The sequence below is a fragment of the Austwickia sp. genome (assembly GCA_016699675.1).
Lineage (GTDB): Bacteria > Actinomycetota > Actinomycetes > Actinomycetales > Dermatophilaceae > Austwickia.
In genome coordinates, this window is record CP064985.1 from 3,764,573 (window position 1) to 3,783,087 (window position 18,515).

At 70.9% G+C, this 18,515-nt stretch carries 21 protein-coding genes; 9 read left to right on the forward strand and 12 right to left on the reverse strand.

Features of this window, described 5'->3' with window-relative positions:
- Positions 1–3: 3 nt before the first annotated feature.
- Positions 4–1,518 (reverse strand): Hsp70 family protein, encoded by a 1,515-nt coding sequence (locus IPK37_17180; protein ID QQS00534.1) that lies wholly within the window; start codon positions 1,516–1,518, stop codon positions 4–6.
- A 143-nt stretch (positions 1,519–1,661) separates the two neighbouring features.
- On the opposite strand from IPK37_17180, the gene IPK37_17185 reads away from it, so the two are divergent.
- Positions 1,662–2,327, forward strand: a complete 666-nt coding sequence (locus IPK37_17185) for a phosphatase PAP2 family protein (GenBank protein QQS00535.1) — start codon at positions 1,662–1,664, stop codon at positions 2,325–2,327.
- A 2-nt stretch (positions 2,328–2,329) separates the two neighbouring features.
- Here IPK37_17185 and IPK37_17190 read toward each other — a convergent pair whose 3' ends face one another.
- Complete coding sequence (locus IPK37_17190; protein QQS00536.1) at positions 2,330–2,815, reverse strand: hypothetical protein; 486 nt, start codon at positions 2,813–2,815, stop codon at positions 2,330–2,332.
- Positions 2,816–3,080: 265 nt separating this feature from the next.
- Here IPK37_17190 and IPK37_17195 point away from each other — a divergent pair, with 265 nt between their 5' ends.
- From IPK37_17195 to IPK37_17205, 3 genes are all read left to right on the forward strand, one after another.
- Positions 3,081–3,470, forward strand: coding sequence for a DUF2695 domain-containing protein (locus IPK37_17195; GenBank protein QQS00537.1), 390 nt, complete (start codon positions 3,081–3,083; stop codon positions 3,468–3,470).
- Positions 3,471–3,727: 257 nt separating this feature from the next.
- Positions 3,728–3,928 carry a hypothetical protein gene (locus tag IPK37_17200; GenBank protein ID QQS00538.1) on the forward strand — a complete coding sequence of 67 codons (201 nt, stop codon included), beginning with the start codon at positions 3,728–3,730 and terminating at the stop codon, positions 3,926–3,928.
- The gene (locus IPK37_17205; protein ID QQS00539.1) at positions 3,925–4,263 is read left to right on the forward strand and encodes a type II toxin-antitoxin system PemK/MazF family toxin; all 339 of its coding nucleotides are present in this window, start codon (positions 3,925–3,927) and stop codon (positions 4,261–4,263) included. Before IPK37_17200 ends, IPK37_17205 begins: the two co-directional genes overlap by 4 nt.
- A gap of 610 nt (positions 4,264–4,873) precedes the next feature.
- On the opposite strand, the gene IPK37_17210 is transcribed toward IPK37_17205, so the two are convergent.
- From IPK37_17210 to IPK37_17225, 4 genes are all read right to left on the reverse strand, one after another.
- The gene (locus IPK37_17210) at positions 4,874–5,623 is read right to left on the reverse strand and encodes a DUF1275 domain-containing protein (GenBank protein ID QQS00540.1); all 750 of its coding nucleotides are present in this window, start codon (positions 5,621–5,623) and stop codon (positions 4,874–4,876) included.
- Between the two features lie 175 nt (positions 5,624–5,798).
- Positions 5,799–6,731, reverse strand: a complete 933-nt coding sequence (locus IPK37_17215; GenBank protein ID QQS00541.1) for a GNAT family N-acetyltransferase — start codon at positions 6,729–6,731, stop codon at positions 5,799–5,801.
- 470 nt (positions 6,732–7,201) lie between these two features.
- Complete coding sequence (locus IPK37_17220) at positions 7,202–7,348, reverse strand: hypothetical protein (GenBank protein ID QQS00542.1); 147 nt, start codon at positions 7,346–7,348, stop codon at positions 7,202–7,204.
- Positions 7,345–7,584 carry an AbrB/MazE/SpoVT family DNA-binding domain-containing protein gene (locus IPK37_17225; GenBank protein QQS00543.1) on the reverse strand — a complete coding sequence of 80 codons (240 nt, stop codon included), beginning with the start codon at positions 7,582–7,584 and terminating at the stop codon, positions 7,345–7,347. The genes IPK37_17220 and IPK37_17225 overlap by 4 nt, the downstream gene beginning before the upstream one ends.
- 93 nt (positions 7,585–7,677) lie before the next feature.
- Between IPK37_17225 and IPK37_17230 the strand changes: the two genes are divergently transcribed.
- On the forward strand, positions 7,678–8,442 hold the full coding sequence (locus IPK37_17230; protein QQS00544.1) for a maleylpyruvate isomerase family mycothiol-dependent enzyme: 765 nt from the start codon (positions 7,678–7,680) through the stop codon (positions 8,440–8,442).
- Positions 8,443–8,459: 17 nt separating this feature from the next.
- Complete coding sequence (locus IPK37_17235; GenBank protein QQS00545.1) at positions 8,460–8,813, forward strand: VOC family protein; 354 nt, start codon at positions 8,460–8,462, stop codon at positions 8,811–8,813.
- On the opposite strand, the gene IPK37_17240 is transcribed toward IPK37_17235, so the two are convergent.
- Positions 8,810–9,229 carry an acyl-CoA thioesterase gene (locus tag IPK37_17240; GenBank protein ID QQS00546.1) on the reverse strand — a complete coding sequence of 140 codons (420 nt, stop codon included), beginning with the start codon at positions 9,227–9,229 and terminating at the stop codon, positions 8,810–8,812. The two genes, IPK37_17235 and IPK37_17240, sit on opposite strands and share 4 nt — an antisense overlap.
- A gap of 235 nt (positions 9,230–9,464) precedes the next feature.
- Positions 9,465–9,638, reverse strand: a complete 174-nt coding sequence (locus IPK37_17245; protein ID QQS00547.1) for a CsbD family protein — start codon at positions 9,636–9,638, stop codon at positions 9,465–9,467.
- A 305-nt stretch (positions 9,639–9,943) separates the two neighbouring features.
- Between IPK37_17245 and IPK37_17250 the strand changes: the two genes are divergently transcribed.
- Positions 9,944–10,303: an RNA polymerase-binding protein RbpA gene (locus tag IPK37_17250; GenBank protein QQS00548.1), complete on the forward strand. Its 360-nt coding sequence runs from the start codon at positions 9,944–9,946 to the stop codon at positions 10,301–10,303.
- Positions 10,304–10,385: 82 nt separating this feature from the next.
- Here IPK37_17250 and IPK37_17255 read toward each other — a convergent pair whose 3' ends face one another.
- Genes IPK37_17255 through lnt form a run of 3 tightly spaced genes read right to left on the reverse strand, consistent with a single transcriptional unit; the run spans position 10,386 to position 13,427 of the window.
- On the reverse strand, positions 10,386–10,922 hold the full coding sequence (locus tag IPK37_17255; GenBank protein ID QQS00549.1) for an FxsA family protein: 537 nt from the start codon (positions 10,920–10,922) through the stop codon (positions 10,386–10,388).
- Positions 10,922–11,764 (reverse strand): polyprenol monophosphomannose synthase, encoded by an 843-nt coding sequence (locus IPK37_17260; protein QQS00550.1) that lies wholly within the window; start codon positions 11,762–11,764, stop codon positions 10,922–10,924. The genes IPK37_17255 and IPK37_17260 overlap by 1 nt, the downstream gene beginning before the upstream one ends.
- 37 nt (positions 11,765–11,801) lie before the next feature.
- Positions 11,802–13,427 (reverse strand): apolipoprotein N-acyltransferase, encoded by a 1,626-nt coding sequence (lnt, locus tag IPK37_17265; protein QQS00551.1) that lies wholly within the window; start codon positions 13,425–13,427, stop codon positions 11,802–11,804.
- A gap of 423 nt (positions 13,428–13,850) precedes the next feature.
- On the opposite strand from lnt, the gene ybaK reads away from it, so the two are divergent.
- Together ybaK and IPK37_17275 are read left to right on the forward strand one after the other, a co-directional pair.
- A complete protein-coding gene (gene ybaK, locus IPK37_17270; GenBank protein ID QQS00552.1) occupies positions 13,851–14,333 on the forward strand; it encodes a Cys-tRNA(Pro) deacylase in 483 nt (160 codons plus the stop codon).
- 81 nt (positions 14,334–14,414) lie between these two features.
- Complete coding sequence (locus tag IPK37_17275; protein QQS02972.1) at positions 14,415–15,341, forward strand: 5'-3' exonuclease; 927 nt, start codon at positions 14,415–14,417, stop codon at positions 15,339–15,341.
- 65 nt (positions 15,342–15,406) lie between these two features.
- Here the strand turns inward: IPK37_17275 and IPK37_17280 are convergent, their stop codons facing one another.
- Entirely contained in the window at positions 15,407–18,391 is a 2,985-nt protein-coding gene (locus IPK37_17280) for a DEAD/DEAH box helicase (GenBank protein QQS00553.1), read from the reverse strand.
- Between the last annotated feature and the right edge of the window lie 124 nt (positions 18,392–18,515).

The window sequence follows — 18,515 nt, forward strand, 5'->3', positions numbered from 1 at the left end:
CCGTCAGTGCGTGGCTTCGAGGCGGTAGGACGCCTCGAAGCCGGTGTCCAGGTCGGCGAGTCGCACCTGCACGATCCCGTGCTGATCGATGGTGTAGGTCTCCTGGATGAGTGGCCCGGGCTCACGCCGTACGACGGCGACGTCGCGCAGGTCCTGGCGCTCCTGAAGCGCCGGATCGAACGGGAACAGGACTTCGGCGAACGGCATGATGTCGCCCCGCGGCTGACCGGAGTCATCGACGTCGCTGTATTCGACGAAGCGGAACCACCCGATGTTGTGAGCGGCGCGGTATTGCCGGGTGATCGACAGCTCTCCGGTGGAGGGCACCTCCTCCTCGCGGTCCAGGATCGGGTCGAACGCCAGCTGGCGGCCCCCGACGGCCTCGCGGAACACGCCGAAGCCCCGGGAGAGGCGGTCGTGCAGGGAATACCCGGCGTTCTCGTCGGCGGCGATGGCGAGTCCGATCGCCGTGGACGCGGCGGGGTAGGGGGAGCGATGCACCCGGCGGCCGAAGCGTTCCCGCAGCAGGCGGGGAACGAGGGGCAGGCCGCTTGCGCCTCCCACGAGGTAGATGCCGGCGATGTCGGTGAGATCGGGCTCGCCGTTGTCGAGGCCGCTGATCAGGGGAGCCATCGCGTCGATGCTGGCCTCCACCAACTCGGTGGCGCGGTCGTAGAAGTCTTCGGTGCGGACGACGACATCCGCGCCCGCGACCTCCAGGGCTATCCGCTTGGACTGGGGGGAGAGGTGTTCCTTGGCCTCTCGGCACTCGTCCACCAGTTGCCGGTAGGCCCGCCGGGTCATCGTCTCGCGGGTGAGCTTGCCGGTGGCGAGGGCACAGTCGACGAGCACCGCGTCGAAGTCGTCCCCACCGAGCTGGTTGACACCGAGCGAACCGAGCACGTCGTGGTTGGTGCCGTCGACGGCCACGAGCGAGGCGTCGAAGGTGCCCCCGCCAAGGTCGTAGACGATGACCCGGGTCCGTCGCGCGGTCACCGTCTTCGCCCGATGGTGGGTGTATTCGAAGCCGGCGGCGGAGGGTTCGTTGATCATGCCGGTGACGTCGAAACCCGCCCGGCGGAAGGCCTCCAACGTGAGGAAGCGTTGGGCGCCGTGCGCGTGGGCGGGCACGGCGACGACCACTGGGCCGGCCCCGGAACGCCGGAGATGGTCGGCGACGCTGCTGCGCTCGCAGAGGGCCTCGCGCACACTGCCGAGGTAGGCGATGAGCACATCGAGGAGACGGTACGTGTCGTCGCCGACGACGACCGGGGTATCCCCGCTGACATCGGGTGCGGCCAGGTGCCGCTTGAACGAGCGCACTAGCGGCCCGCCTTCGGCCGCCGCGGCCAGGGCATCGAAACCGCACACCAGCCGTCCGCTACGCGTCGAGACCACCGAGGGGTAGAAGTCGTGGGTGTCGTCGTCGGCGTCGAAGAACGAAACGACGGGGTAGTTGCCACGGTCGGCGTACGCCACGATCGTGCGAGTAGTCCCGAAGTCGATGCCGAGATTCATGGGGCGAGCCTAACAATTCGGGACCCGCTGCTGCCCTGACCGGTCGGTCGCTCGAATCGGCGAATCGCCAGGTGGGCCAGCGTTTTCGACCGTCGCAGCGCGCGCGGGTTCCGCCCGGGGCCCGGGCCGGTACAGTCAGGGCCGTGGCCTCGCCCGAACCTCGCTCCGCAGCCCTGACCCGCGCAGCTCTGCAGGCGTTGGGGGTGACCGCGACGGTCGCCGTGGCGGGCCGGGTGATCGTCGGTCCGCTGGGTGGCCTGCCGGCCGAGGACGGGGTGAACCGGTGGCTGCAGGGGCGTAGGACTCCGACTCTGGATCGCGTGACCTGGGCCCTGTCGACGTACTCCGACACCGTTCCGACGATCCTGACCGCGTCGGCATTGACCGCGACCGCGCTGACGGCGGCGCGCCGGGGGAGTGCGGGCGCTCGGGGAGGTCCGTGGCAGGCGGCCCGGCCGCTCGCCGCGATCGCGCTGGAGACGGCGGTCTTCATGTCCGCCGCAGCCGTGGTGGGGCGCGGCCGTCCGGACGTGGTGCGGATGGATCGCCCGGCGCCGACGTCCAGTTTCCCGAGCGGGCACACCGGGGCGACGACGGCCCTGCATCTCACGATCGCGGATCTTGTGGCTGAACGTGCCACGCGGGCAACGGAATTGGCTGCCCTAGCGATTCGTTTCGGGGTGCCCCCACTGGTGGGTTGGTCGCGGTTGTACCGCGGGATGCACCATCCCTCGGACGTGGTCGTCGGGGTCGCCGTGGGCGTGTGGAGCCACCGAACGGTACGCCGGGTGGGGTCAGGCGTCGGATAGGGTCACCGGCGCGGTCGGCTCGCGATGAGCCCCACCGCGATGAGCCCGTTGACACCCAGGGCGATGGCCGCCTCGGGCAGCGCGACGAGACACAGGGCAGCGGACCCGAGGGTCGCCACCGTGAGCAGCGTCCGCCAGCCGCGCCCGAGCGTAAGCAGGACCGCCGATCCGACGAAGGCGACCCCGAGCGCGGCCAGGACGACTGTGGCGAGAGCGGGGGAGAGCGACGGCATGGTGATGAGGGGAATGCCGAGGTCGAGGCTGCCCCAGGCGACCGCGGCCGCCGCGACGTGCAGGAGGCCGTGGACCAGGACGTAGAAGGCGTTTCCTTGGCGGACCAGTGGGTCGACGCGGACGGGGGGTGGGGTGGCCAGGCGACGCGGGGCAGCGGCATCGGTGCTGCCGTCGACCCCCGGTCCGACCCAGCGGGTGACGTGGTCGGTGGAGGAGGCCACGACTGCGGGCTCGGGTGCGACGGTGCTGGTCATCGGGTGCTCCTTGACGGGGTGGGATGACTTCACGCTAGAAGGGGAGCGCTCGTCCGCGCGTCCGGCGTGGCCCTGAGAAGTCCCTGACCCGCCCCTGAGGCCCCCCTGGGGCGCCCCTGGGGCGCCCCTGGAGGCCGTGACGAGCGGCCGGCGCCGTACGGAGGAGTCTGCCCAGGTCGCAGCGTTGTCGGTGGCCCCGGGTAGGACGGTGGGGACGGCCGGCGGACGCCGGTGGGCGAGTCGGAGCAGGCGGGAGGCGGACGAGATGGAGAGCATTGTGAACGCGGTAGAGGTCGAGTTGCGGCAGTTGTCGGTGGCGCTCACGTGGCCGCGGCGGGGCGAATGCCTCGCCTGCTATCTCGATCGGATGATGCAGCACGGCTGCACCGGCGAGCTGCGCTGGGCCGGGCGCTACCGCGACCTGATGGCGCCCCGGGCGACGGGCCTGGAGCGGCGGCTCGGCACGATGGGCGGCTACTGCGACTGCGAGGTGCTGATGAACGCGTACGTTCCGCTGGCGTGCCTCGCCGAGCCGGCAGCCGCGCCGCCGGAGCTGGGGCCGTGCCGCGGGGTCCGGCCCGGCTCGACCCAACCGTGCGCGCTGTGGTCACGACGCCCGCGGTACGCCGGATGGGCGGACGGCTACTCGGCGTGATGTCCCTGACCGGAACCGGCGGCCGACGACCTGAGGTGGTGGGCGGTCCGCGCGTGCTGCCAGGCTGACGGCGTCAAGCCCCCACCCCGCGATCTCGCCATATGGATTGCCGACTCCCGCCGCCGCCTTGGGCACGACATCGACGCCTGGGTCGCCAGCGGCCGACCCCACGGGTGGGCCGCCGGGGGTCGGAGTCGCTGCGCAGCACCGACCGCGCCTCGTTCGACAATTGTTAAACACGCAGGTAAGTTGGGGGAATGGCTACCAGTATTGGGTTTCGCCCCACCCAAGAGGATGAGCGCATCCTGCGCGAAGCAGCGCGACCCGGCGAGTCAACCACAGACACCTTGCGACGGGCGCTTCGGCTCCTCGATCACGAACGGTGGCTGATGCAGTTCCGCGCCGACGCCGAGACGTTGAAGGAAGAAGATCTCAGCAATGAGATCGACGCCTGGTGATCCGAGGTGCCGTCTATCGCATCGATCTGGGTCGCCCACGCGGCCACGAGCAGGGAGGAAGGCGTTTTGGGCTGGTGGTCTCGCCTTCAGACTCGCCACTGTCTGTCGCCACTGTGGTGCCGACGTCCACCTCGGCCGGACCGTCTGTCCACCGCCCCCAACTGATGGTGGCTGGCGAACCCACCCGTTTGCTGGTGGACCAGGTTCGCTCGATCGATGTCCGCTACATCGTCGGGGAGCCCGTTGACTACCTGGTGCCCGTTGAGTTGGGACAGGTCGAATTGGCTCTCGCGCACTACCTCGGCGTTCATGACGCGCAGAGGCGTCTGGGCTAGAAGGAAGGGCACGCCAGCGATGCTGGACCGAATTCACACCTGCCGAGGCAGTAGGCCGGAAAGGCCTCAGAGGCGGGCCCGCTTGGCTACTGGACACCCTGCGTATCAAGATCAGGCGAATTCCCCGGTTCGCAGCGATCCATCTGCAGACATCGCTCTACGTGAGCGACTCAATCTGGCGCCAATTTGGCCACCAGATTGTTGGCTAAATCGCCGTCGCTCACGAAACGGTGCAATTCAACCGAGCGCCGACACGAGCTACCAGCGAGACGGGTCGGACGCGGCGCGGATATGTCCGCCATGCTCTCCGGGGCTTCGAGGTGCATGGCGTGCGTCGTCGGCAGCGACAGGATCCGCACGCGGTGATTAGCGGACGCAGCACGCTGCAATAAGATCCCGATCTCGCCGCCATAGTCGATGCGAAGCCCGAGAGACTCAGGCGTGATGGGCTGCTCGTTCCGCCGCCACGTACGGTCTTGGCGCCGCTACGACAACGTTCGATGCTGCGTTTCGGCTGGTCAGGGCTGGTTTGCAGTCCGGCCAGCGGGGCAGTGGGTCAGGTCGCGACGCCCGCGGTACGCCGGATGGGCGGACGGCTACTCGGCGTGAATCAGTGCCGCCGCCGGACGTCACGCAGGTCCGCAATCAGCGGGGGCAGCGCGAGCACCAGGAGCCATATCGCGGCCGGGATCAGGGCGTAGAAGCCGATCGTGAGATAGCCGAACGCGCCGAGCACGCCACCGGCAAAGAACAATCCGACGATGGCCAGGTGATGCCGCAACCGCGTCGTGTTGGCGACCACGGGGGACAGGTCCGCCCGGCGCGAGCGAAACATTAGCTTGCCGACTTCGATGCCAATGTCGGTGACCATGCCGGTGACGTGGGTGGTCCGGATCTGTGCGTCGGAGGCTTTGGTCACGACGGCGTTCTGCAACCCCATCGTGAAACAGAGCACCGGGATGAACAGCCAGATCCGATGCTCCCACGTGACTCTATCCGCCAGCATCCCGAAGAGCAGCACCATCGTGCATTCCAGGACCAGCACTCCCGCGTATTTGCTCCGCAGCCCGCGCCGACGGTTCCAATTGAAGACCAGCGCGCAGGTGGCGGCGCCCGCAACGAAGGTCGCGATCGCCAGCAGGCCGAGGCCGACCAGGCGGACATCACCGCGGACGAGGTGATCGGCCACCGCGGCGGTCAGGCCTGTCATGTGCGAGGTGTAGGTCGAGGTCGCCACGAAACCAACGGAGTTGAGGACGCCAGCATGCAACGCGAGCAGATTGGCCAGGTGGAAGTTGCGTTCGGGCGTGCGGTCCGGGCCTGTCACCTCCCGGAGGCGCCGCCACAGGTCGAGAGGCACGGGAGGATCCTCTCACCCGCCGGCAGACCCGATGCCCATTCCTTCCCCGTCGGGAGCAGGCATCCCGTCACGCGATATTGGACAGCCTGCGTATCAAGAGCGCACGTATAGGCACGCCTGAGCCCGGCGAACAGCAGGCATCAGTCCTCGGCTTAGGTCCTCGGTAGTGATGACGTCAAGGGCCTTCAAGCTCGACGCGCGTCTCGATGCAGCGGTAGCCGGCTCGGTGGAAGGCCGCAGCCATGGGTGCGTTGGTGGCATCCGTGGTTGCGGTGATGCAAGAGGCGCCCCGCTCGGCGTGGAAGCGGGTGATGAACGCGAGGATCTCGTTGACGTACCCCCGGCCGCGGTACTCAGGGAGCACAGCGAGAAACCCGACATTGCGGTTTCTCGGGGTTGCCGACGGGATAGCGACGCCGACAACGGTGCCGTCGACGGTGGCGGCTGTGTGCCACCAAGCGCGGTCACCAGGGCAGGCCCGGTAGTAAACGACTTCGGCGCGGGCCATCTCGTCGGGGCTGCTGGTCTCGAGCTCGCGGCGGGTCATGACGTCCAGCGAGCCCGTGGCGGCGGCGGCAAAAAGTTGTCGAAACATGTCGTCGCCGGCCGGCGCGAACTCGAGTGAGTCGGGTTTGGGCGGCAATGGTCGATCCGCGTCCCACTGGAACTGGAGTCGCTCGTTGATACGCGTCAGGCCTGCTGCCGCGGCGGCGTGAGCCTTCAGGTCGACCTCGGCGACGAGGGTCGGATCGTCCCGCCAGCCGATCGGCAGTCGCATCGTGTGCGGCAGCGGGACGGCAACCCCTGCACCCGACAGGGCTTCGTGTCCCGCCTTGAGAAGATCCCTGGCCAGGCGCCCGCGATCGGGCACGTGCACATCGACGTCCCACACGTCCAACGCGATCGGTACGACCGCGTCTCGGCCCCACCACATCGCTCGCCCGATGATTGCGCCGGACTCGTCGATCGCCAGGACTGACCACTCAGGCCGCATACGGCCCGCCTCGATCTCTGCTACGACCTCGCCGGCCGGTGGACCGGTGAGCGGAAGGACGCTCAACACCGCCGAAGACGCCAGCTGCACGGCCGAGGGCCTGGCGATTCGCATGGCGCGAGCATCCCCGGCCAACCCAACACAAGCAAAACCGTTATCGCTCAAAGGCGACAGTCACGGGTCGCGCTGAACGCTCTGGTGAACGGGGATCGGGTGCCGGGCGGTGGGGCTGGGCGCTCAGGCCGGTGGTCCATCTGATGCGGGATTACACCGACTGAGATATGACATAATGTAGATTATCGGCGCTACAGAAAACGCGCTGCAGTGGGGCGACCATCCCGTTCGCCGCTGGGGTCGCGCTGCGTGATTGGGGCGGTTCGGTCGAAGCTGAGGACGGCGGTGCAGCCATGGGCTCGGCAGGCCCGACCGATCAGCGCATCGGCGAAGTCCGCGCCCTGACGCGCATCGGACAACGCGGCGCGGACACAATCCACGTCCTGTGTCGTGATGTCGCCGCTGTCGACCAGCGACTCCAACGTCCTCAACACGGCCGATACCTCGAGGTGATACCCCCGGGTAAGAACCTAGTAGGTCTCGACCAACACGACGGTGGTCAAGAAGCCTGGTTCGCCGGGCGTCAGGGGCTGGAATGCCCGCGTTGCCGTCTCGCTCTGGTGCGGATCGTCGTGCACCAGGTGCCGCACAACGACGTTGGTGTCGAGTCCGATCATCGCCCCAGGGCACCGAGAGCTACGGCGTCGGCCATGTCAGCAACGCTCAGGTTTGGACCCGAATACGGCAAGGCGCCAGCCAAATCGGCGGCGGACTGATGCGCGGCTCTCATGACATAGTCTCCGTCGGCGTTCCGGGTGAAGCTCACCGTGACCCCGGCGCGTAGGCCCAGCGCTTGACGCACATCCTTGGGAATCGTGATTTGACCCTTGCTCGTCATGGTTCCGACACTCATGGCTTGACCTCCTTACCTCATGGTAAGGCGACATGTGTGGGGCCATCAAGCCCTTCTCGACCCGCCGCGACCAGCCAGGCTAGGGTGCCGAGCATGGATCCCGCCGTACATGTGGATTGGCTCCGTCGCGAAGGCGAGCTGCTCGCCGCCGTACCCCCAGACGGGCTCCAGCGACCGGTCGACGCGTGCCCCGGCTGGACGGTGGAACGGCTGATCGGGCACGTCGGACGGGTGCACGCGTGGGCCGCCTCGTTCCTGCGCGAGGGCCCCGAGGGTGGGCCGGCGGACGCCGGTCCGCGGCCGCCGCAGGGGCAGGCGATCCTGCCCTGGTACGCCGAGTGCCTGCAGACGCTGCTCGACGAGCTTGCGCACCACGACCCGGACGAGCCGAGCCGGTCGTTCGACGGGCCGGCCCCGGCCGCCTTCTGGTTCCGCCGCCAAGCCCACGAGGTGCTCGTGCACCGGTGGGACGCCCAGCACGCCATCGACCCGGCCACCATCGACCCCGTCGACGCCGCCCTGGCCGCCGACGGGATCGACGAATGGCTGGAGGTGTTCGTCGGTCGGTTCCTCACCACCAAGGGCAGCGGCACTCCCCCGGACTTTGTCGGCGCCAGCCTGCACCTGCACGCCACCGAGCCGACCGACACCCTGGGCGGCCTGGGCGAATGGATGCTGCGCCTGCGCGAGACGGGCTGCACCGTGGAACGCGGGCACGCCCGGGGCGATGCCGCCCTGCGGGGTGCCGCCGCCGACCTCCTCCTGACCGCCTGGCATCGGGCCGCGCCGGGTTCGATCGAGACCATCGGCGACGAGGGCCGGGCTCGGGAGATCCTGGACCTGATCCACGTCACCTAACGAAGCCGGAGACACTGATGGGCACGCACGACGTACGCATGATCATGCTGAGCACGGACGACCTGGACGCCTCGATCAGGTTTTACACCGAGACCCTGGGGATGGCGCTGAAGTTTCGCGACGGGTCGCACTTCGCCGCCATCGACGGCGGCTCCGTGACGATCGCTCTCGCCACCGCGCTGGACCACCCCCTCCCCGGCCAGGTCGTCGTCGCGATCAAGACCGATGACGTCGACGCCGCGGCCCGGGCGGCCGAGGAGGGCGGCGGCGGGATCGTCAAGGCCCCGTACGACGACGCGCATGAACGGCGCGCGGTCGTCTACGACGCCACGGGCAACGGGCTGGTGTTCTACAGCCCCCTGAAGCGCTAGCCGCCCGGTCGGCGCAGCGGCGCCGCCGGCTCGACCGCCATGGCGCGGAACTGCGCCGGCACCTCGATCAGTCCCCCGGCCGCGTCGAGGCAGGCGATGTCGATCTGCGCCTTCACACACAGCTCGCCCTGCCGCTCGATGCGCTGCTGGAACCGACACCGGTACGGCGAGGGCACCTCCAGGGTCGTCACCACGTCGAAGGTCTCCCCCAACGCCAGCGAGCGGCGGAACTGCGCCTCCAGGGAGTGCACGACGAAGACGTATCCCGCCGCGTTCCAGTCCGAGATCTCGCGCCCCGACGTGCCGATGAACTCGGAGCGGCCCCGCTCGAAGTACTTGAAGTAGTTGGCGTAGTACACGACCCCGAGGCTGTCGGTGTCCTCGTAGTAGACCTTGAACGCGATTCGGTGCTCCACGTCCCCGATTCTGGCCTGCGCGACCCGGTGAGGGGACCGGCGGCGCCGGGCAAATGCGTGCGCCGCTCCCGCGCCGCCCGCGCCGGTTTCTCGCCCGGCGCGCGGAAGGGGCCGGTCCCGTCGGGACCGACCCCTCCGCTTGCTCCAGCAAGCACCCGGTCACGCGCTGGCGTGTTCAGTGCTCACCGTCGATGTTGACGACGGCAAAGCCCCGTGGCGGGTGCTTGCGCGGGCCTCAGTGCTTGAAGGCGTCCTTGATCTTCTCGCCGGCGCCCTTGACGTCGGAGGCGATCTGGTCGCCCTTGCCCTCGGCCTCAAGGTCGCGGTCGCCGGTCGCCTGACCTGCGGTTTCCTTGGCCTTGCCGCCCAGGTCCTCGGCGGCGTTGCTGATCTTGTCGTCCAGACCCATGTCGCTTCTCCTACGGTCGGTGGATGGTGCGTGATGGTGCCTGACCCGTACCCGCAACCAACGCGACGAAACGTCGCCTACATCACGCGGGCGCAGTCGAGTCCACCGGGAACGGATCGCCGCTTCAGGTCGTTCGCCCTGGAGGACCTCCCGCCGCTACTCTTCGTAGGTCCCCGGGCGCGCAACTGGTCCGCCGGTGGGGACCCCGCCGTGAGCACCGGGAACGACCCCGCTCCGGCCTCGGCAACGTCGCCGAGACAAGACGCTGATTCACGTCTCAATCACGCCAGCCCGACGGAGGAGTCATGGCAGAACGATCGCTGCGCGGTACCAACCTTTCCGCCCTCAGCATGGAGACCGACGAAAACGTCGTGCTCTCCGAGCGTCAACTCGTACGTTACGTCTGCGCCAACGACCACGTGAGCGAGCTCCCCTTCTCCATCGAAGCGGAGATCCCCGCTACCTGGGAGTGCCGCTGTGGTCAAGTGGCAAAGCTCGTCGACGGGCCCACCCCCGAGGACAAGCCGACGAAGGTGGCCCGCACGCACTGGGACATGCTGCTCGAGCGACGCAGCATCGCCGAGCTGGAGGAGCTGCTCGAAGAGCGCCTCGCACTGCTGCGCGCCTCGCGCGGGGAGACGACCCCAGGCAAGCAGACCGCCTGACCGCCCACCTCCTCCGTCCGCACCCGAGGTGCCCCGGCTCGCCGCTGGGGCACCTTTGTTGTGGGTCGAACGTCCGACTCGGTCAGCGGACCTCGCCCGGGATGACGTCAGGCCCGCCCTGGCCGGAGCCACCGCCATAGCCGCCGCCACCGAAGGGGCCACCCGATCCCCCGCCGAACGGTCCCCCTCCCCCGGTGCCGGCGAGCAGACGGCGCTCGACGGCGCCCTGCAGCAACCGGCGCGCCACCGGACGGGTGGGCGGGGCCACGAAGAAGAAGCCCGCCAAGTCGGTGAGGAAGCCGGGGGTGAGCAGCAGGGTGCCACCGACCAGCAACAGGGCGCCGTCCGCGAGTTCGCGGGCGGGCATGCGCCCCGTCCGCAGGGCGTCGGTGAGCGCGCGCCACGCCGTACGGCCTTCGCGTTTGACCAACCACGCCCCGAGGAGCGACTCCGCCAGCAGCAGGCCGAACGTGGGCCAGCCTCCGATGGCCCGCCCCACCGCGAAGATGACGGCGATCTCGGCGAGCGGTACGACGATCAGCGCCACCACGAGGAGGGCCGACAGGCCCGGACCACGACGTCGGCGACCACCGCCGCCGCCGCGCGGTGCGGTCGCCATCACTGGTCCAGGGACTGCCAGCGGCCCTCGCGGCGACCCGCGGCGACCTTGCGGGCGAAATCGCGGGCCTGCCGGGCGCGGTATTTCACGCCCCACGACGTGACATTGAGCAGCGACTCGCGGAAGATGTCGCCGCTCATCTTCGAGTCGCCGATCTCCCGCTCCACGAACGTGATCGGCACCTCGACGATCTTGAGGCCCGCCTTGACCGCCTTCCAGGTGAGGTCCGTCTGGAAGCAGTAGCCATGCGACTCGACCTGGTCCAGCCCCATGATGCGCAGCGCGTCGGTGCGGTAGACGCGGTAGCCGGCGGTCGCGTCGCGCACCGGCATCCCCAGCAGCACGGAGATGTAGAGGTTGCCATAGACCGAGAGCGCCTTGCGGTGGGCCGGCCAGTTGACGACGGAACCGCCTGGGACCCAACGGGATCCGATCACGACGTCGGCGTTCTCGGCGGCGGCGAGCAGCGCCGGCAGGTGTTCCGGGCGGTGCGAACCGTCGGCGTCGATCTCGACGACCGCGTCGTACCCGCGCTCCAGCGCCCACTCGAAACCCGCCAGGTAGGCCTTCCCCAGCCCGTCCTTGCCGGCCCGGTGCAGCACCTGGATCTTCTCGTCCTTCGCGGCGAGCTTGTCCGCCACCTCGCCGGTGCCGTCCGGGGAGTTGTCCTCCAGGATCAGGACGTCGCACTGCGGGACGGAGGCCCGGATGCGCTCGGTGATCAGCGGCAGGTTCTCACGCTCGTTGTACGTCGGGATCAGCACGACGATCTTCGCCAGCGGGGCGCGGTCCCACTCCGGCATCGACGGGGTGGCCTGGCGGAATCGGGAGAAGGTGGGCATCTCGTCCTCGGCTCGGGGGCAGTCCGGTCAGCTCATCCTACGGGGCCGACTTGGTCCGGCTACGAGTGCGGCCGAGTGCGGTGGCAAGGGCCGCGAGCAGTGTTCCGCCGGTGGTGAGCAGCGCCGGCCAGTCCCCCAGGCGGGTCGCCGGGGTCTGCACGGATCGCAACGGCAGGTCGCGCGCCAGGACGGCGGGTTCGAACAGTGGGGTCCGGCCGTGCGCCGCCCCGTCCGGCGTGATCAGCGCGCTCACCCCGACGTTGCTGATGTGCACCACGCTGCGGCCGTGCTCGATCGCCCGCAGCCGGGAGATCGCGAGCTGCTGCACCGACTCGTGGGTCTCGCCGAAGGTGGCGTTGTTGGTCTGCACCACGATGAGGTTGGCGCCCGCGGTCACGCCGTCGCGGACCAGGTCGTCGTAGGCCACCTCGAAGCAGATGTTCGCGCCCGCCGCGATGCCAGGGTCGCCGCCCGCTCGGGGCACCCGGATGACGCCGACCTCGTCGCCGCCGACGAAGTCGCGCTCGACGAGGTCGACCTTGTCGGAGAAGGTGCGCCAGAACGACCGCTGCGGGATGTACTCCGCGAACGGCACGGGGTGGCGCTTGTCGTAGCGCTGGCTGGGCAGCCGTGACCCCGGCTCGTAGAGCAGCGCGGCGTTGGTCACGTGCCCCACCGGCTCGGACAGCACGGCCCCCACGAGGGTGGGCGCGTCGATGTCGCTGACCGCGGCGCGGATGACGTCTGCGGCGTCCGGGTTGCGCAGCGGGTCGATGTCGGAGGCGTTCTCGGGCCAGACGACCAGGTCGGGCGGGCTCTCGCCGCGGGCCCGCAGGTCGGCGGCGGCGCGCGCGGTGACGCGGGCGTGGTTGTCGAGGACTGCGCGGCGCTGGGCGTTGAAGTCGAGCCCCGCCTGGGGGACGTCGCCCTGGATGGCCACGATGCGCGCCGTGGGGTGGTCGTCGCCGGCCGGGATCGCCCGGGGGATGAGCAGGGGCAGTAAGACGGCGGCGGCGGCCCCCGCGAGCGCCGTCAGGATCGGAGCGGTACGTCGACCGCCGGCACCCATCGAGGCCTCAGCCGGGGTGCGCAGGCGGGTGGGTGCAAACTCCTGCCAGCACCGCAGCACAGCCACCGCGAGGTAGCCGCCGCACAGGGCGACGGCGAAGGTCACGCCGGGGGCGCCGAGCAGGGCCGCGACCTGCGCGAACGGGGCGTCCACCACCCCGAAGGCGAGGCGGGCCCAGGGGAACCCGCCGTACGGCGTGGTGCTCCGCAGGAACTCGGAGGTGACCCAGGCCGCGCCGACCAGCCAGGGGTACGCGCCCGGCCGGACCGGGAACCCCCCTAGGAGGGCACCGACGAGGGCGACGTACAGGGACTCGAGCACGCACAGCGCCAGCCAGGGCAGCGGTCCGACGTAGATGCCGGTCCAGGACAACAGCGGGGTGAAGCAGGCCAGGCCGGCGGCGAGGCCGCACCATGCGCCCGTCCGCCAGCCGGCGCCCCGGCAGGCCAACGCCAGCAGGGCGACCCCCACCGGCGCCGCCGGCCACACGTCGAAGCCCGGCTGGGCCCCCCACAGCAGCAGCCCGCCGAGCAGGCTGAGCAGGAGGCGAGCCGGCACGACGGTCAGGCTACCTCGCGTGCTGGGGCCCGACATGGACGAACCCTGCCCGGGGCGTGGGACCCCGGACAGGGCCTGGCTAACGGCGCCGAGGGTACCTTCCCCCGAACCGGGGTGTTTTCTACTGGGCGCCGAAGCCTCGAGTCCAGCCACGCAGCGCGCTTGCTCGCCGCGCGACTCGTTTCAACCTAGCCCGCTGCGGCTCCGTGTCACTCCCGGCCGTAATCCCCCGCAGCGATGAAACCCCAGCTCACCGCGTATGTCCACGGGCTGTCCGGTGACCGATCGGTTCTTCAGTTCGCCCGGCGACGAGTTGATGGCATAACGGCCCGGGCGCGCGTCGGGGGGCCGACGTCACGACTCCCCCTGCTGCGGTCGGCGGCGCACCGGCCCGCGCGGCTCCACGCTGTAGCGCCCCGAACTTCCGCAGTCCTGCCACGGCCCTGCCACCATGGGGGCATGCCGAAGGACCACCGGGGCACCCCCGCCACCGTGGCGCTCGCCGCGGCCGGGGTGGCGTTCGGGCAGCATGCCTACGACCACGATCCGGCCGCCCCCGCCTATGGCCCCGAGGCCGCCGCGACGCTCGGGCTCGACCCCGCGGTGGTCTTCAAGACGCTGATCGTCGCCGGGCCGGCGGGCCTCGCCGTGGGGGTCGTCCCGGTCGATCGCCAGCTCGATCTGAAGGCAATGGCGAGCGCCCTCGGGGTGAAGAGCGTGACGATGGCCGATCCGGCGGCGGCCGAGCGGAGCAGCGGTTATGTCGTGGGGGGGATCAGCCCGCTGGGGCAGCGCCGTCGCCTGCCGACCGTGCTGGATGCGTCGATGCGGTCGCTGGACACGGCGTACGTCTCCGGCGGCCGTCGAGGCTTCGACGTCTCCCTCGCCCCCGCCGATCTCGCCCGCCTGACCTCGGCGACCTTCGCCCCGATCGCCCGCTGACCGCCCCGGAAGGTGTCGCCCATGTCCCCGACGCTCCCCTCCCCCGCGGCCGACCCGCCTGCAGGTCCGGTCGGCCCGCTCATGCTCATCGATGCGGCGAGCCTGTACTTCCGCGCCTTCTACGGCGTGCCCGACCGGCGCGAGGACCCCGGCCAAGCGCCGAACAACGCCGTGCGCGGCTTCCTCGACATGCTCGCCACGCTCATCTCGGCGCACCGCCCGTCGGGCTTGGTGGCCTGCTGGGACGACGATTGGCGCCCGGAGTTTCGGGTGGCGGCGATCCCGACGTACAAGACCCACCGCCTCGCCGACGGGAGCACCGAGGCGGAGGAGACCCCCGACGATCTGGCGCCGCAGGTGCCGGTCATCGTCTCGGCGCTGGCGGCGGTGGGGCTGCCGCGGGTGGGCGCGGCGGGCTACGAGGCCGACGACGTCATCGGCACCCTGGCGACGCGGGCGGTCGCCGCCGGCCGGCCGGTCGACATCGTCACCGGCGACCGGGACCTGTTCCAGCTCGTCGACGACGCGGCGCGGGTCCGGGTGCTGTACACGGCGCGCGGCGGGGTCCGGGACGCCACGGTGGTGGATCAGGGCTACCTGCGCACGGCGTACGGCGTGGCGACCGGCGACGCCTACGCCGACCTGGCGGTGCTGCGCGGCGATCCCTCGGACGGGCTACCCGGCGTGCCGGGCGTCGGGGAGAAGACCGGGGCGACGCTGCTGGCGACGTTCGGGGATCTGGCGGGGCTGATCGCCGCCATCGACGCCGTGGACATCCGGCTCAAGGGCGCCGTCGCGAAGAAGCTGCTGGCCGCGCGAGGCTACCTCGACGTTGCACCGGCCGTGGTGCGGGTGGCGCGGGACTGCCCGCTGCCCGCCGACATCGACGCTCTGACGAGCGCCCTGCCGACGGCCGTCGCGGATCCGCGGCTGCTGTCGCAGCTCGCGGTCGACTACCGGCTGACGGCCAACTTCAACCGGCTGCTGGCGGCGCTGCGCCTGGACTAGTTGGGTGGGCCAGCCGTCGGACCACCCGGTGAACCTGCCGCCGGGATCGTCGGGGCCATGCCGGATCAGTCGAGGCGGTCGGCCGCGACCACGCCGCGCATGACCGCGTCGACGGCCTTGCGGGCCGTGGCGGCGAGCGCCGGCTGCGGGGCCACCACGGCGATCTGATCGAGCAGGTCGACAAGCTGCTTGCAGCGGCGCACGAAGTCGCCCGCCGCCAGGTCGCTGTCCCGCAGTACGGTCTCCAGGCGCGCCCCGGCCGCCCAGCGGTGCGTCATCCAGGCGATCCCGGCGTCCGGCGCCGGGGTGGTCGGCAGGTGCCGCTCCGTCATCCGGTCGTCGAGGTCGCTCCAGGAGCGCAGCATCGCCTCGTACGCCGTGGCCACGGCACCGCTCGGCATCTGGGGGAAGGCGCTGCCGACGTCCTCGCGGCGTGGCTCGTGGATCAGCGCCGAGACGATCGCGGCCAACTCCTGCGGCGTCAGCCCCGCCCAGTGCCCCTGGCGCAAGCACTCGGCGACGAGCAGGTCGCGCTCGCTGTAGATCCGCCGCAGCCGCTGCCCCGCGGGCGTGATGGCGGCCCCGTCGGCGTCGAGATAGCCCAGGTCGGCCAAAACGTCGCAGATCCGGTCGAAGGTGCGGGCCACCGAGCTGGTGCGGCCCTCCACCTTGCGCCGCAGCCCGTCGGTCTCGCGGCGCAGCTGCCACCAGCGCTCGGCCCAGCGGGCGTGGTGCTCCCGGTCGGGGCAGCGGTGGCAGGGGTGGTCGCGCAGCCGGCGGCGCAGCTCCGCGACGCGGCGTTCGACGGCGGAGGCCGCGACGGCCCGGTTCGGCTGGGCCGGAACGTCGTCGTCCTCGGTGGGCCCGGACCCCGGCAGGGGTCGCGCGTCCGGCGAGATCCGGGCCCGCATCGTCGCGGCGAGATCCCGGCGGTCCTTGGCCGATCGGGCGTGGAACGCCTTGGGGATGGTGACCCGGCCGACGGGTTCGAGCGGCTCGACGAGGTCCGCCGGCTGGATGCGGCGCACCCGGGCGTCCTCCGTCAGCGCCGTGACGACCGGGTCCCGGCCCCGCGTGGCGGCCGCGGCGATCACCAGCGCCCGGCCCGCCTGGCGGCCCTCCGGCAGCAGCACGACGTCGCCGGCCCGCAGCGTCTCCAGAGCGAGCGCGACCTCGGCACGCCGGGACGCCGTGCGGGCCCGGACCGCGTCCTTCTCGACGTCGGAGATCTCCCGCCGGATCGCGGCGTACTCACCGAAGTCGCCGAGGTGACAGGTCATCGACTCGGCGTACCCCGCCAGCGCCTCCTCGTTGCGCCGGATCGAGCGGGTCAGCCCGACCACGGCCCGGTCCGCCTGGAACTGGGCGAAGCTCGTCTCCAGCACGCTGCGGGCGCGGTCCCGGCCGACGGTCGCCACGAGGTTGGCCGCCATGTTGGGGTTGGGGCGGAAGCTGCTGCGCAGGGGGTAGGTGCGCGTCGACGCCAGCCCGCCCACCGCGATCGGGTCGAGCTTGGGGTTCCAGAGCACGACCGCGTGCCCCTCGACGTCGATGCCGCGGCGCCCCGCCCGGCCGGTGAGCTGCGTGTATTCCGCCGGCGTCACCTCGACGTGGGCCTCGCCGTTGAACTTGACCAGTTTCTCCAGCACCACGCTGCGCGCGGGCATGTTGATCCCGAGCGCCAGGGTCTCCGTGGCGAACACCGCCTTGACCCGGCCGGCCGTGAACAGCTCCTCGACGATCTCCCGGAACGTGGGCAGCATCCCGGCGTGGTGGGCCGCGAACCCGCGGGTCAGCCCGCCGAGGAAGTCCCAGTAGCCGAGCACGTCGAGGTCCTCCGGTGCGAGCCCCGAGACCCGCTCCTCGACGATGCGGCGAATCCGGTCCGACTCCTCGGCCGGGATCAGGCTGGTCCCCCACGCCAGCAGCTGCGCCACCGCGGCGTCGCAGCCGGCCCGGCTGAAGATGAACGTGATGGCCGGCAGCAGGCCCTCCCGGTCGAGCCGGTCGATCACCTCGGCGCGGGAGGCCACCGGGCCTCGGCGTACCGGACCCGGCACCGGCGCATCGGCGCGGGCGTCTCCCCCCCGTACGGCGTACGTCGCGTCGCGCCGCTCGCCCCGGCCGTCGTACCGCTGCTCGCGGCGGTCGCCGCCGCCTCCTCGGGAGCGTCCCTTCGTACGGCGAGTGCCGCCGCCGTACGTCGCCTCGTCCAGAGCCCGCGCTCCCCCGCGCGGGGTGCCCCGGCGGCCCCGGGGGCCACCGTCGTCGAGCAGGCGGCCGCGTCGGTCGGTGCCACGGCGGTAGCGTTCGATGGCCGCGACGAGATCGGGGTTGACCTGTGCGGTCGAGCCACGGTCGGCGTTGGACCCGCGGCGCTCCACGAACAGGTCGTAGAGGTCGCGGCCCACCATCATGTGCTGCCACAGCGGCACCGGCCGGTGCTCCTCCACCACCACCTCGACCGTGCCGCGGACCTCGCCCAGCCACGCCCCGAACTCCTCGGCGTTGCTGACCGTGGCCGACAGCGAGACCACGGTGACGTGCGGCGGCAGGTGGATGATGACCTCCTCCCAGACGGGTCCGCGGAACCGATCGGCGAGGTAGTGCACCTCGTCCATGACCACGTAGGCCAGGCCGTCCAGGGTGGGGCTGCCGACATAGAGCATGTTGCGCAGCACCTCGGTCGTCATGACGACGACGGGGGCGTGCCCGTTGATGGCCGAATCACCGGTCAGCAGGCCGACGTTCGCGGCGCCATAGCGGCGCGACAGGTCGGCGTACTTCTGGTTCGAGAGGGCCTTGATCGGCGCCGTGTAGAACGCCTTCTGGCCGCGCGCGAGGGCTAGGTGGACGGCGAACTCGCCGACCACCGTCTTGCCGGAGCCGGTCGGGGCGGCGACGAGGACGCCCCGGCCCGCCTCCAGTGCGGTGCAGGCGCGCACCTGGAAGTCGTCGAGCGCAAAGTCGAAGCCGGCCTGGAAATCGGCGAAGACTACCGAGGAGCTCCGAGCACGTGCCGCGGCGTACCGCTCGGCGGGGCTGGGCATGGGCCCAGGCTACGTCATGGGCGTGACCGTTCGTGACCTGCGCAAAGGGTGCCATGGCACCAAAAGGGCAGGTCGTGAACGGTCGGGCTGTGGATAAGTCGGGCCCGTCGTGGTTCGGTGCGGT